The 13,881-nt window shown below is 32.1% G+C and carries 12 protein-coding genes and 1 riboswitch; of the genes, 6 read left to right on the forward strand and 6 right to left on the reverse strand.

Features of this window, described 5'->3' with window-relative positions; all coding sequences use genetic code 11:
• Positions 1-657: 657 nt before the first annotated feature.
• The 4 genes from ACTG44_RS17960 to ACTG44_RS17975 form a co-directional block, all read right to left on the reverse strand.
• Positions 658-1,404, reverse strand: coding sequence for a class I SAM-dependent DNA methyltransferase (locus ACTG44_RS17960; RefSeq protein ID WP_479920986.1), 747 nt, complete (start codon positions 1,402-1,404; stop codon positions 658-660).
• Positions 1,391-1,636, reverse strand: coding sequence for an alpha/beta-type small acid-soluble spore protein (locus ACTG44_RS17965; protein ID WP_021386217.1), 246 nt, complete (start codon positions 1,634-1,636; stop codon positions 1,391-1,393). Before ACTG44_RS17965 ends, ACTG44_RS17960 begins: the two co-directional genes overlap by 14 nt.
• 130 nt (positions 1,637-1,766) lie before the next feature.
• Positions 1,767-2,885, reverse strand: coding sequence for an N-acetyldiaminopimelate deacetylase (locus tag ACTG44_RS17970; RefSeq protein WP_479918806.1), 1,119 nt, complete (start codon positions 2,883-2,885; stop codon positions 1,767-1,769).
• A 205-nt stretch (positions 2,886-3,090) separates the two neighbouring features.
• Positions 3,091-4,284, reverse strand: coding sequence for an L-serine ammonia-lyase (locus ACTG44_RS17975; RefSeq protein ID WP_021386175.1), 1,194 nt, complete (start codon positions 4,282-4,284; stop codon positions 3,091-3,093).
• A 322-nt stretch (positions 4,285-4,606) separates the two neighbouring features.
• On the opposite strand from ACTG44_RS17975, the gene dapA (ACTG44_RS17980) reads away from it, so the two are divergent.
• From dapA (ACTG44_RS17980) to dapD, 5 genes are all read left to right on the forward strand, one after another.
• On the forward strand, positions 4,607-5,488 hold the full coding sequence (gene dapA / locus ACTG44_RS17980; protein WP_479919506.1) for a 4-hydroxy-tetrahydrodipicolinate synthase: 882 nt from the start codon (positions 4,607-4,609) through the stop codon (positions 5,486-5,488).
• Between the two features lie 77 nt (positions 5,489-5,565).
• A riboswitch (Lysine riboswitch) is annotated at positions 5,566-5,739 on the forward strand.
• Between the two features lie 177 nt (positions 5,740-5,916).
• A complete protein-coding gene (locus ACTG44_RS17985; RefSeq protein ID WP_021386242.1) occupies positions 5,917-6,918 on the forward strand; it encodes an aspartate-semialdehyde dehydrogenase in 1,002 nt (333 codons plus the stop codon).
• A 116-nt stretch (positions 6,919-7,034) separates the two neighbouring features.
• Positions 7,035-7,922 (forward strand): 4-hydroxy-tetrahydrodipicolinate synthase, encoded by an 888-nt coding sequence (gene dapA, locus ACTG44_RS17990; protein WP_254478790.1) that lies wholly within the window; start codon positions 7,035-7,037, stop codon positions 7,920-7,922.
• A gap of 66 nt (positions 7,923-7,988) precedes the next feature.
• Positions 7,989-8,738, forward strand: coding sequence for a 4-hydroxy-tetrahydrodipicolinate reductase (dapB, locus tag ACTG44_RS17995; RefSeq protein WP_479917592.1), 750 nt, complete (start codon positions 7,989-7,991; stop codon positions 8,736-8,738).
• 189 nt (positions 8,739-8,927) lie between these two features.
• Positions 8,928-9,644: a 2,3,4,5-tetrahydropyridine-2,6-dicarboxylate N-acetyltransferase gene (gene dapD / locus ACTG44_RS18000; RefSeq protein ID WP_021386275.1), complete on the forward strand. Its 717-nt coding sequence runs from the start codon at positions 8,928-8,930 to the stop codon at positions 9,642-9,644.
• 243 nt (positions 9,645-9,887) lie between these two features.
• Here dapD and ACTG44_RS18005 read toward each other — a convergent pair whose 3' ends face one another.
• Entirely contained in the window at positions 9,888-10,877 is a 990-nt protein-coding gene (locus tag ACTG44_RS18005; RefSeq protein WP_479917593.1) for an SPFH domain-containing protein, read from the reverse strand.
• A gap of 331 nt (positions 10,878-11,208) precedes the next feature.
• Between ACTG44_RS18005 and dapB (ACTG44_RS18010) the strand changes: the two genes are divergently transcribed.
• Positions 11,209-11,964 (forward strand): 4-hydroxy-tetrahydrodipicolinate reductase, encoded by a 756-nt coding sequence (gene dapB, locus ACTG44_RS18010; protein ID WP_479917594.1) that lies wholly within the window; start codon positions 11,209-11,211, stop codon positions 11,962-11,964.
• Between the two features lie 206 nt (positions 11,965-12,170).
• On the opposite strand, the gene ACTG44_RS18015 is transcribed toward dapB (ACTG44_RS18010), so the two are convergent.
• Positions 12,171-13,838 (reverse strand): exosporium protein, encoded by a 1,668-nt coding sequence (locus tag ACTG44_RS18015; RefSeq protein WP_479920987.1) that lies wholly within the window; start codon positions 13,836-13,838, stop codon positions 12,171-12,173.
• Between the last annotated feature and the right edge of the window lie 43 nt (positions 13,839-13,881).

Genomic DNA, 13,881 nt, shown 5'->3' on the forward strand with positions numbered 1-13,881 from the left:
ACAATTATTTCGAAGGTTTTATATCTATTTTTAAATAACATATGTAAGAACCGTAAGTCCTAACTTTTATCATTTTTGAGGTTGTCGTTCACATAAGTTCGCTACTTCCTATGCAGTTCTCTTATGAACTTCTTACACTTTCATGCAAGCACAGACTATATCTTATCCTTCGGCATTATCCGTTAAGGTCTACCCACTTCCACTACCAATAGCTTGTAGTGTACTTCCCTCAAGAGGAATAGTCGTTGAAGTTTCTCCTACTTAGGAGCTTACCTGCTGATTGCCCATTTTAAAGTACTTAGGGTTTAACCTTATACCATCTAACCAATTTTTTCTACTTTCGTAACTTTCACACTTAGGTTTATTTCATCCTTATGTTTTAGTTTGGTTAGCTTTAGGGGTTTCCAGCAATTCAAGTAGTATTAGATAGGTTCTATCCTATCTCTACATATAAGTTTCCCTATATGCTGACTATTTTAGCTACTAACTCACGACTAAAGTCACAAGTGTGCGTAGCTATTTTTTAATCAAAAAGTAACAGTTCATAAAACACCATCAATTTGTTTTAATATATAAACCTGTATTTGTTGTATTTTTATATGATATTTATCTTCTATATACAAATATATACAAAATTTTTTTACATACAAAAATATCTTATTTTTTACATACAAAAAATATCCTTTGACTTTCTTCATTAGGTTCATCAAAAGTAAAATCTCCATAAGATTTTATATATTTAAACCCAGATTCTTTAAGCATATCAACTATTTCATCTTCAGTATACGCCCTTTGTTGATGTACTTCTTCAAATCTTTCAAACTTTCCATATTCATCTTTAATAAAAAATGTAAGCTCCATTTCAATTAGATTTTCTTCATCATCAAAGTAATTTTGCCACATATAGGCTATATCTTCTCTATTTTCACCGTACATATTATTTCCTAATATATTGGCTAATTTATAAAATGAGCTTATATCAAATATAAATATTCCATCTTTTTTTAATAATTCATATGTCTTTGAAAATACATTTTCCAAATCATCATCATAGGTTATATAGTTGAATCCATCACAAGCACAAAGCACACAATCTAAATCAGATATTTCAAAATCTAGTTCTGATATATCTTGTTGAAGTAAAACCAATTCTACGCCTTCTTTTTCTGCTTTTTCTCTTGCTACACTAAGCATCTCATCAGATATATCAATGCCAGCTATATCATAATCTTTTTTAGTTAATGGAATTGTAAGATTACCTGTACCACATGCCAATTCCAATATATTTTTTACTTTTACACCTTCACCATCTATTATATCTTCTATATATTTAACCCAGCCTTCATAATCAACTTCATTCATAAGTTCATCGTATACAAACGCAAAATCGCTATATTGACTCATCCTTTTTATTCTGCCCCTCCACAATCTTTTTCAGCCTCTTTTTGCGTGATGTAAGCATACCTCCGATTCTTCCAGCTTCCTTAGCTGTAAGACCTGCCCATCCACGTTCTCCAACTTTGTCCATAAGACCTAGTTCTGAGGCTATCTCATATTTCATTATATCATCATTTGTCAATATTTTAGTATTCTTGCCATTAGTTATCTTCTTTTCTCTTTGCATATTTTCTTTCAAAAAAATCACCCCTTCTTATTTGTATTTTTGTCAATTAAAAGAAATTTATACAAATATGTAAGGGGTATTTATCAATTCACATCTTTTTAAATTTAAGTATCTCTACTTTTTAATATTTATAAATTACTTCTTAATTTATAGCTTCTTTATATTTCAATAATTTTGCATAAACATTCAGTGCATTTACACATATCTTTTCATCAAAATTAAAGTTTATATTATGAAGACCATTTACAAATCCTTTTTCCTCATTTTTTGAACCTAACATAAAAAATAAACCTGGAACTTCTTTTTGATAGTAAGAAAAATCTTCTGATATCATAAGTGGCTCCAATTCCACAACAGTATCATTTCCAACAGCTGATACAAATTCTTGATATAAATCCTTGTCATTTTTAACAGCAATATAATCGTCTATGATATTTATATTAACCTTACAGTTATAAGCTACTTCAAACCCTCTAGCAAGTTCTCTAACTCTAAGTTTCATTTTCTCATACACTTCTGGGCTGAAACATCTCATAGTACCTTCCATCTTTATGTTCTCAGCTATTATATTTCTTCTAGCCCCACCTTCAATTCTACCAATAGTCAACACTGCATTGTCTATTGGGCTTATATTTCTTGATACTATAGTTTGAAGTGAACTTATAAAGTTTGAAGCTATTACTATCCCATCAATCCCATTTTGTGGCATAGCACCGTGCCCACTTTTAGACACTATTTCTATATCAATATCTCCTATTTGAGCCATAAAGTATCCTTCTCTTGTACCAACATAACCTTCAGGTAACTCTGGATATATATGAAGCCCATATATTTCATCAACATTATATTTTCTAAGCACACCTTCATTTATTAAAGCTTTTGCTCCCCCTGGCCCTTCTTCTGCTGGTTGGAATATGAATACTATATTATCATTTAGCTCTTCTTTATTGTCATTTAAATACTCAATTAACCCAAGTAATATAGTAGCATGTCCATCATGACCACATAAATGTTTTACACCCTCTTCGCTATGAAGCCCATCTATATCAGCTCTAAAAGCTATATCTTTTTTAGGTCTTTTACCTTCTATTATACCTACTATACCTGTTTCTAAATAAACTTCATATTTAATTCCCAATTTGTCAAGATAATCTCTTATGTACTTTGAAGTCTTATATTCTTTTCTTCCAATTTCTGCGATTGGGTTTAATGCCTTTCTATGTTTATAAAGTTGCTCTTGTAAATATGATGCCTCTCTCATGTAATCTCCTCCAAATTCTAATTTATTAAAAAATATTTCTATATCTCTCATAATTAAAATATTATATAACAAACTATACTAATTAAAAGTAAAAAATTAAATTTAATATAAAAATATTTTGCATTATTAAATAATTCACCATTAATAATAATTCCCCTGTTTCATAAATCAAAACAGGGGAATTATTAGTTAAAAATTTTATTTTTTAGCAAGAGAAGAAATGTTTAGCAAGTCCACCCTTAGCAGTTTCTTTATACTTATCCATCATGTCTATACCAGTTTCTTTCATTGTTTCAACAACTTGGTCTAAGGAGACAGAATGTGAGCCATCAGTTAATAATGCATAATTAGCTGCATCGTAAGCTCTTTGAGCTGCCATTGCATTTCTTTCTATACATGGAATTTGAACGTATCCATATACAGGGTCACAAGTCATTCCTAGATGATGTTCAAGTGCTATTTCTGCAGCATATTCAATGTGGTCTATAGTACCACCTTTTAAGTATGCTACTGCCGCTGCTGCCATAGAACAAGCTGCACCAACCTCACCTTGACACCCTACCTCTGCTCCAGATATTGATGCATTAGTCTTTATTATATTTCCTATTATCCCAGCTACAAGTAGAGCTTCGATTATTTTTTCGTCATCATACTTATAAAAATCTTGCATTGCAAAGAATATTCCTGGAATTACACCAGCAGAACCACAAGTTGGTGCTGTAACTATTATATTACCAGAAGCATTTTGCTCTGACGCTGCCAGTGCATATGCGTATACAAGCGTTGAGAAATTCTTATCTTTTTGGTATGCATTATAAAATGTACTTGCTCTTCTTTTTAATAATAGTTTACCTGGTATTATCTCATCTGTGCTTAGTCCATCATCAATAGATTTTCTCATAGCATCTTTTATAGTTGTTATATAATCTTTTATGTCTTTTGGTTCACATTCCAACACAAAATCTACTAAAGTCTTATTATTTTCCTTACACCATTTTACTATTTCATCCATAGTATCTAGGTGATATATACTGTTACTTTTGCTATTTCTCTGACCTTCTTCTGCTATAGTTCCTCCACCTACAGAGTATACAGTCCATTCAGCTGTTACATTTCCTTCTTTATCTAAAGCTTCAAACTTCATTCCATTTGGGTGAAAATCTTTTATAATATCTTCTTCCCAAACAATTTCAACTTTTTTAGGTGCTATAGTTTTTTCAATTATATAGTCAGTTAAGTGACCTTTTCCTGTAGCTGCCAAACTACCATATAATATTGCTCTAAAACTTTCTGCATCTGGGTTTTCATTTTTAAATCTTTCTGCTGCTCTTTGTGGCCCCATAGTATGAGAACTTGAAGGCCCACTTCCTATTTTAAAAAGTTCCTTTAAAGTATCCATATTATTCCTCCTAAATTTTCCGTATTATTACTTATTATTAGATTTTACGCACATATTTATTATAACCTAAATATATTAATTATTAGTTATTAAATTCGCATAAAATTTATTTTTTATTTCCATTTTGGTATATTTTATTAAATTAATATGCATATTTTGAGAATAAAACATTTATTTCAAATTTTTGTAATATTAATATAATATAAATATCTTATTTAAACAGTTAAGATATTAACTATACCTATTAAAATTAATTAATTTGTACTATAATTATTATTGTACTTAAAAAATTAAATTTAGATAAAAAAGGAGATTTGATTATATGTTATTTAAAGGTTCTGCTGTTGCTTTAGTTACCCCATTTACAGAGGATAATAATGTCAACTTTGAAAAATTAGGTGAATTAATCGAATACCACATTGAGAATGACACAGATGCACTAGTTGTTTGTGGAACAACAGGTGAGGCAACTACTATGAGTGAATCTGAAATTTTTGCTGTAATAAAATATACAGTTGAAAAAGTTAACAAAAGAATACCTGTTATAGCAGGTACTGGTTCAAACAATACTATGTTGTCTGTTCATATGAGTCAAGAAGCTGAAAAATTAGGAGTGGATGGTCTTTTAATAATAACTCCTTACTATAATAAGACTAATGAAAAAGGTCTTAAACTTCACTTTGAAACAATAGCAAATAGCGTTAAGTTACCAATTATTTTATATAATGTACCTGGAAGAACTAAAGTAAATATAAAGCCATCTGTTGTGGCTGAACTTGCTAAGATAGATAATATAGTTGCTGTAAAAGAAGCTAGTGGAGATTTAGCTCAAGTTGCAGAAATAGCTAAATTAGTACCTAAAGACTTTGCTATATACTCCGGTAACGATGATACTATCTTACCACTATTATCATTAGGTGGAAGTGGTGTTATCTCTGTACTTGCTAACATATGTCCTAAAGAAACACATGATTTAGTAACTAAATTCTTTGAAGGTGATATTGAAGGCTCAAAAAAATTACAACTTGATATGGATGCTTTAATTGCTGCCTTATTTATAGAAGTAAATCCAGTGCCAGTTAAAACTGCCATGAATATTTTAGGTTTTAATGTTGGAGATTTAAGACTTCCTCTAGCTGAAATGGAAGAAACTAATCTAAATGTATTAAAACAAGAAATGACAAATTTTGGATTTAAATTTTAGCAATATTTATATAAATAAGTTGATTTTTTCTTAAATATGTATTATTATTAGAATAATCAAATTTTAATATCCTATTAACCTAGGGTAGAGGTAGCTGTAACTAAGAGTATCCAATAGTAGCTGGCAGGCGTTAATGATTGGAAAAAGGATTTACAGCCGAAGAAAATATTTCTTGCAATTATATTTTCTGGGATTACACATAACATGTGTAATACTGTCACTTATATTATGAGTGATGAGCTACAGGGTTTACTTTGAGTGATAAATTAGACGTACAAAGTATACCTTTGTACGTTTTTTGTATATAATTAAAGTTGTTAATATAATATTAAAGTTTTTGGATATATAAAAATATTAACATATCTTACTTGTATAACTAAAATCAAATAAAATAATGTTTTAATAATTTAAAATTGGGGTGAATTTATATGAAAAAAGTAAATGTAGCGATAGTTGGTGCTACTGGAATGGTAGGTAGAACATTTTTAAAAGTATTAGAAGAAAGAAATTTTCCAATAGAAAATCTATTTTTATTCTCATCTTCTAAATCAGCTGGTTCTAAAGTAGTATTTGGTGGTAAAGAATATATAGTAGAAGAATTGAAGGAAACTTCATTTACTGATAGAGGTATACAAATAGCATTATTCTCTGCTGGAGGAAGTATTAGTGAAAAGTATGCTCCAATAGCAGCATCAAATGGAATCTTAGTAGTAGATAACTCTAGTCACTGGAGAATGGACCCAGATGTACCTTTAGTAGTTCCTGAGGTAAATCCAGAGGCAATAAAAGAACACAAAGGCATAATAGCTAATCCTAACTGCTCTACTATACAAGCTATGGTTCCTCTTAAAGCACTTGATGATAAGTACAAAATTAAGAGAGTAGTATACTCTACTTACCAAGCTGTATCTGGTTCTGGTGTTAAAGGAGTTGAGGATTTAGAGCAAGGAATGAATGGTAATCCTACTGGATTCTACCCTCATCAAATCTCTTACAATTGTCTTCCTCATATAGATTCATTTACTGAAAATGGATATACTAAGGAAGAAATGAAAATGGTAAATGAAACTATGAAAATACTTGATAACTATGACTTAAAAATAACTGCAACTACTGTAAGGGTTCCAGTAAGAAATGGTCACAGTGAATCTATAAATGTTGAATTTAACAATCCATTTGAGTTAGAAGATTTGGTAAAAACACTTGAAGAAGCTCCAGGTGTTGTAGTAGTTGATAATCCTGCTAAGAATGAATATCCAACTGCTGTAGAATTTGACAATAGAGATGAAGTATTTGTTGGAAGAATAAGAAGAGACTTTAGTGTTGATAATGGTGTAAATCTTTGGGTTGTTGCTGATAATATAAGAAAAGGTGCTGCAACTAATGCAATTCAAATAGCTGAAATGGCTTTATCATACGATTTAGTATAATATGCAAAATTGTATAAATATATAATTTTGTAAAATATTAATAATAACACAAAAACAAGCATTAGAAGTAACTGTAATATAAAACACAAAAATAAAAAAGAGGGGATTGATTTTATATGATATTTAAAGGTTCTGCTGTTGCTCTAGTTACACCATTTACAAAGGATAACAAAGTTGATTTTGACAAATTAGGCGAATTGGTTGAATACCAAATAGCTAATGGTACTGATGCTATAGTATCTTGTGGTACTACTGGTGAAGCTAATACTATGACTGATGAAGAACAACTTGCTACTATTAAGTATGTTGTAGAAAAAGTTAATAAAAGAGTTCCTGTTATAGCTGGAAGTGGTTCTAATGATACTATGCACTCAGTTAATCTAAGCCAAGAAGCTGAAAAATTAGGAGTAGATGCTCTATTAATCATAACTCCTTATTACAATAAAGCTAATAAGTCTGGACTTAAACGTCATTTTGAAACAATAGCTAACAGTGTCAAACTTCCAATTATACTTTACAATGTCCCTGGAAGAACTTGTGTAAATATAAGCCCTAGCCTTATAGTTGAACTTGCTAAAATAGATAATATAGTTGCTGTAAAAGAAGCTAGTGGAGACCTAGGACAGGTTGCAGAAATAGCTAGCTTAGTACCAGATGACTTTGCTATCTACTCTGGTAACGATGATACTATACTTCCTTTATTGTCTTTAGGAGGTCAAGGAGTTATATCAGTACTTGCTAATGTTTGCCCTCAAGAAACTCACGATTTAGTAGCCAAATTCTTTGAAGGCGATATAGAAGGTTCTAGAAAATTACAACTTGGTATGGATGCTCTAATCGCAGCTTTATTTATAGAAGTAAATCCTATACCAGTTAAGACTGCAATGAATTTATTAGGATTCAATGTTGGAGATTTAAGATTACCTCTAGCAGAAATGGACCCAGCAAATTTAGAAGTATTAAAGAAAGAATTAGTTAACTTTGGACTAAAAGTTAATGCATAGTAAAAATTGATGCATGGTAAAAAATAAGTTTGGTCAAAAGTTAGCCCTTAATCATAGGAGGAAATTATGTTAAAAGTTATAGCAACTGGTTATGATGGAAAAATGGGTAAGATTTTAGCCGATACTATAAGAGAAGATAGTGAATTAGAATTAGTTTGTGTTGCAGCTAGAGGTATGGATAGCTGTGAAGGTGACCTTAAAATCTATGAAGATATGAGCACTATAGTTGAAAAAGTTGACGTAGTTATAGATTTTTCTCATCACTCTAATTTAGATAATATCTTATCTTATGTTTTAAAAACTAAGACACCTTTAGTAATCGCTACTACTGGATATAATGATGAAGAAATGAACAAAATACATGAAGCGGCTAAAGTTATTCCTGTATTCCAATCATATAATATGTCTCTTGGTGTAAATGTATTAGTAAAATTGGTTAAAGATGCAGCTAAATTATTAGAAGGATTTGATATAGAAATAATAGAAAAACATCACAACAGAAAAGTAGATGCCCCAAGTGGCACAGCTGTTATGATTGCTAACGCTATAAAAGATGTTTTACCAAACGTTGAAAATAATTATGGTAGATATGGTCGTAGTGCGAAAAGACAACCAAACGAAGTTGGTATTCATGCTGTAAGAGGTGGAAACATTGTTGGTGAACATGATGCTCTATTTGCTGGAGATAATGAAGTACTTACAATAAGCCATCAAGCACAATCTCGTGGTATCTTTGCAAGTGGTTCTATAGCTGCTGCTAAATATTTAGTTAAACAAAAACCAGGATTTTATAATATGGACAGCATGTTAGGATAATAACAATAATATAATGAGAATACACAGTATAACTCAAATATATACAATAGATAAATTTATTTGATACTATGCTTATATAATAAAAAATCTGTAAAATAAAATGTAAATAATGAAAAGTAAGTATATACTAAAATTGATAAATAAGTATATAATAAAAGAAATATAATGAAATACAAGGAGAATTAACAAATGGTAAATTTAAACGATGCTTATGAAATAGCAAGATATATAAAAGAAGTTAAAAAGAAAACACCTGTTAAGGTATATGTAAATACTAACTCTTTACATTTCCAATCAACTGATAAATTTAAAGTATTTGGATGCAATGGTTCTTATATATTTATAGGTGACTATGAAGATATAATGGAAGTATTAGATAAACATGGTAAAGATATAATAGATACTCATGTAGAATACGATAGAAGAAATTCTGCTATTCCTCTAAAAAATACTTTAAGTGAACATGCAAGAATTGAGCCAGGTGCAATAATAAGAGACATGGTTACTATAGAAAAAAATGCTGTTGTCATGATGGGAGCTGTTATAAATATAGGAGCTGTTATTGGTGAAGGTTCTATGGTAGATATGAATGCTGTTATTGGAGCTAGAGGTACTCTTGGTAAAAATGTTCATCTAGGTGCTGGAGCTGTTGTTGCTGGTGTTTTAGAACCACCTTCTGCTACTCCTGTTATAGTTGAAGATGATGTTTTAATAGGAGCTAATGCAGTTATTCTTGAAGGTGTTAGAATCGGTAAAGGTGCTGTTGTTGCAGCTGGTGCTATTGTAACTACTGACGTAGAAGCTGGTGCTGTTGTTGCTGGTTCTCCTGCTAAAGTTATAAAAATGAAAGATGAAAAAACGGCTGACAAGACTAAACTTATGGATGACCTTAGAAATTTAGACTAATTAAATAAGTAATGTATAAGCAAAGGGGTGTCTCAACATGAATTTAATTCATTAGAGACACCCTCTTTTTATAATATTTAATTTATTCAATATAGTTTCTTATTTTTATTCTTGTTTATCCTTATCAAATCCGACTGCTTATTTCCACTATGTTTATTTATTTTACTAAATCTGATTACTTATTTTTATTGTATTTTATTCATTCTTATTCAGCATTTTAAACTATCTTAACTTTACCTTAGATTAATACATCGAACCACTATTTACTACTGGTTGTGCATCTTTATTACCACAAAGAACCACCAATAGATTACTTACCATAGCTGCTTTACGTTCTTCATCTAAAGTTACAACATTATTTTCACTTAAATTAGTTAGTGCCATTTCTACCATACTCACAGCCCCCTCAACAATCTTTTTACGTGCTGCTATTATAGCCTCTGCCTGTTGACGTTGTAACATCGCTGCTGCAATCTCTGGTGCATAGGAAAGGTGAGTAATTCTCACTTCACACACTTCAATTCCTGCAATATCAACTCTTGATTGTAATTCGTCTTTTAATTTATCTGCTATTTCCTGACTGCTACCACGAAGAGATTTCTCATCTCCATCTTCAGACACATCGTATGGATAAAGTCTTGAAACATTACGAATAGTTGAATCACATTGAATAGATAAAAATGTATTATAATTATCCACATTAAACACAGCCTTAGTTGCATCTATAACTTTCCAAATTACAACAACTCCTATTATAATTGGATTCCCTAGTAAATCATTAACTTTCTGTTTTTCATTATTAAGAGTCATCGTTTTTAAAGATACTTTTTTCCCTCTTGGATTAGATGATATATCTACTTTTTCATCAGAAGAAGATTTTGATACATTAATTCTCGATGATGTTGGATTTATTGCTGAACAAAATGGATTTACCCAATAATATCCCTCTTTTTTTATAGTTCCATAATAGTTACCAAACAAAACTAGAACTATAGCTTCTTTAGGATTAATCATTTTTAGACCAAAACATAGGATAAAGTCTACCAGTATAAATACAAGCCCTAAAATTAGCATAAGTGAGCCTATCCCAGCAAAACCATTATCAAGTTTTATTATTCCAAAAACCATGATGCTTATTGAAACTATTAAAAACAAGATAATCATTATCAAAGCCACTACTCCATTAAATGTTTTCGCTTCTTTCTCTTGATAAGTTTTTTCTTCTTTTAACATATCTATCACTCCCATATTCGTGTATTAAGTTAAGATATTTCTAATTTAATAATATCACTTTTAATGCCCTAAATGTTGAATTTAAAGTTAATACTCTAAATTTTCACCTATATATATCTTTAGTATTTTTAATATATCAATATTAATTTTTAAATGCCTTTTATGAAATATGAACTTATATTTAATATATATTAAATTTGAGTACACTTTTTTAAATATCCAGTAAATTGTAACCCTATTATCACTAATATTATTTTATATAGATTATATTAGTGATAAAATAAACTTATAGTAATACAACAAATTTTTATTAATTTCATAGGAGGAATTTATGTTGAAAGTTATAATTAGCGGTTATAATGGAACAATGGGAAGAGTATTAGCAGAATGTGTAAAAAAGGATAGTGAATTACAACTAGTGTGTGGTGTAGCTAGGTCTGCTGATGAAAAAGGTTGTCATGGTGATACAAAACTTTATAAAACAATGACTGATGTAACTGAAAAAACTGATGTCATAATAGATTTTTCACATCATGCAACTTTAGAGCCAATATTATCATATGCACTAAAAAATAATACACCTGTGGTATTAGCCACTACTGGCTATGATGAGAGTGATTTAAACAGAATAGAAGAAGCATCAAAAAGTATTCCTGTATTATTGTCATCAAATACATCTCTTGGAGTGAATATCTTAATCAAATTAGTTAAAGATGCATCAAAAATGCTAGATGGCTTTGATATTGAAATCATAGAAAAACATCACAATAGAAAAGAAGATGCTCCTAGTGGAACTGCTACTATGATAGCAAATGCAATTAAAGAAGTATTACCAGAAAGTATAAACACACATGGAAGATATGGTAGAGATTGTAAAAGAAAAGCAAACGAAATTGGAATACACTCTATAAGAGGTGGTAATATAATCAGCGACCATGACGTTATATTTGCAGGAGATAATGAAGTTCTTACATTAAGTCATCATTCTCAATCTGATGAGGTATTTGCAAACGGTTCTATAATCGCAGCTAAATTCTTAGTTGGTAAACAATCTGGACTTTATAAAATGTCAGATATATTAGGATAGCTTTTTATACATAATAAATCTCAATCTATTTAAATATCCATATTTTAAAATTTGAATACTTAATAGATTGAGATTTTAACATATTTCTAAAGTTTATAACTTCTATCTATTTCTTTTGCATATAAATATTTTCTTATCTATTATTTCACTTATTGATATATAATAATATCTTTTACTATCTTATAGTTTTTTATTTCTCATATAAATTATTGTATTCTATACACTGATACATAACCAGATGGAGAAGTACCTGTTGTTCCTGAGCCAAAGGTAAAACTTAAAGTTATTGCTGCTGCTCTAGCGTCAACTAAAAAACTTAAACTTACACTTACATCTGATGAGGTAAGTGTATTTACTGCTTTTGCTACAAAGTTATTTTGAGCTGTTCCATTAAAGTTAGTTGTAATTGCCATAAACCCTGCAAGTGAAAGCGTAGCACGTATACCAAAAGATACATTATACACTCCTCCAACTGCAAGATTTATAGTACTACTTGTTGGTAAAGTTATATTAGTTCCATTTATAAATGATGAATTAAATGTCACCAATGAATTATTCACTAAGCTTGGAGAAGTTACTGTAAATTGTGCATTATTTGATGCTAATGCTCCAGTTGCCCCTGTGTTTCCTGTTGGACCTGTTGCTCCATTGGCCCCTGTTGCTCCTGTTGCTCCTGTTGCTCCTGCCACTCCATTGGCCCCTGTTGGGCCTGTTGGGCCTATTGCTCCTGCTGTTCCTGCTGCTCCTGTTGCTCCTGTGTTTCCTGTTGGACCTGCTGCTCCATTGGCCCCTGTTGCTCCTGTTGCTCCTGTGGCACCAGCTGCTCCATTAGCTCCTGTTGGACCTGTTGGACCTATTGCACCTGCTGCTCCATTAGCTCCTGTTGCTCCTACTGCTCCTGTTGGACCTGCTGCTCCATTGGCTCCGGTTGCTCCAGTTGCCCCAGTTGGACCTACTACTCCATCTGCTCCTGTCGGGCCTGTTGCTCCTACTGCTCCGGTTGGACCTATTGCTCCATTGGCTCCGGTTGCCCCTGTTGCTCCAGTTGGACCTATTGCTCCATCTGCCCCTGTTGCTCCTGTCACTCCAGTTGCCCCTACTGCTCCATTGGCTCCGGTTGGGCCTGTTGCTCCTACTGCTCCTGTTGGGCCTATTGCTCCATCTAGACCTGTTGCTCCTACTGCTCCGGTTGGACCTACTTCCCCATCTGCTCCTGTTGGACCTGTTGCTCCTATTGGACCAGTAGAACCTGTTACTCCATTTAATCCCGTTGCTCCTGTACTTCCTGTTGGACCTGTTGCCCCTGTATTTCCTGTTGCTCCTGTTTCTCCAGTTACTCCATTGGCTCCTGTTGCTCCAGCATTTCCTGTTGGACCTGTTATTCCATTGGCTCCTGTTGCTCCTGTATTTCCTGTTGCTCCGGTTGGGCCCGTTGCTCCTGTTGCTCCAGCATTTCCTGTTGGACCTGTTATCCCATTTGCTCCTGTATTTCCTGTTACTCCGGTTGGACCTGTAGAACCTGTTATTCCATTTACTCCTGTGGCTCCTTTGTTTCCTGTTGGCCCTGTTATTCCATTAGCTCCAGTTGCTCCTGTATTTCCTGTTGGGCCTGTTATTCCGTTTGCTCCTGTTGCTCCGATATTTCCTGTTGGGCCTGTTATCCCTGTAGCTCCATTAGCTCCAGTTGCTCCTGTATTTCCTGTTGGGCCTGTTATTCCATTGGCTCCAGTTGCTCCTGTATTTCCTGTTGGCCCTGTTATTCCATTGGCCCCTGTTGCTCCAGTCGTTCCTTTAGGACCTGTTGGCCCTGTTGGACCTGTTGGGCCTATATCTTGATACAAACTTGGACCTGAATTGTCCTTATAATTACTCATATAATAAATCCTCCCTATTTTAAAATTAGAGCAACACTCTATA

The sequence above is a fragment of the Clostridioides sp. LIBA-2809 genome, from assembly GCF_056688965.1.

What these genes read in the sequence shown, in the direction of transcription:
- dapB (WP_479917594.1), top strand. Translation starts at nt 11,209, where the DNA reads ATGTTGAAAGTTATAATTAGCGGTTATAATGGAACAATGGGAAGAGTA.
- ACTG44_RS18005 (WP_479917593.1), bottom strand. Translation starts at nt 10,877, where the DNA reads ATGTTAAAAGAAGAAAAAACTTATCAAGAGAAAGAAGCGAAAACATTT.
- dapA (WP_479919506.1), top strand. Translation starts at nt 4,607, where the DNA reads ATGTTATTTAAAGGTTCTGCTGTTGCTTTAGTTACCCCATTTACAGAG.
- ACTG44_RS17970 (WP_479918806.1), bottom strand. Translation starts at nt 2,885, where the DNA reads ATGAGAGAGGCATCATATTTACAAGAGCAACTTTATAAACATAGAAAG.
- ACTG44_RS17975 (WP_021386175.1), bottom strand. Translation starts at nt 4,284, where the DNA reads ATGGATACTTTAAAGGAACTTTTTAAAATAGGAAGTGGGCCTTCAAGT.
- ACTG44_RS17960 (WP_479920986.1), bottom strand. Translation starts at nt 1,404, where the DNA reads ATGAGTCAATATAGCGATTTTGCGTTTGTATACGATGAACTTATGAAT.
- dapD (WP_021386275.1), top strand. Translation starts at nt 8,928, where the DNA reads ATGGTAAATTTAAACGATGCTTATGAAATAGCAAGATATATAAAAGAA.
- dapA (WP_254478790.1), top strand. Translation starts at nt 7,035, where the DNA reads ATGATATTTAAAGGTTCTGCTGTTGCTCTAGTTACACCATTTACAAAG.
- dapB (WP_479917592.1), top strand. Translation starts at nt 7,989, where the DNA reads ATGTTAAAAGTTATAGCAACTGGTTATGATGGAAAAATGGGTAAGATT.
- ACTG44_RS18015 (WP_479920987.1), bottom strand. Translation starts at nt 13,838, where the DNA reads ATGAGTAATTATAAGGACAATTCAGGTCCAAGTTTGTATCAAGATATA.
- ACTG44_RS17985 (WP_021386242.1), top strand. Translation starts at nt 5,917, where the DNA reads ATGAAAAAAGTAAATGTAGCGATAGTTGGTGCTACTGGAATGGTAGGT.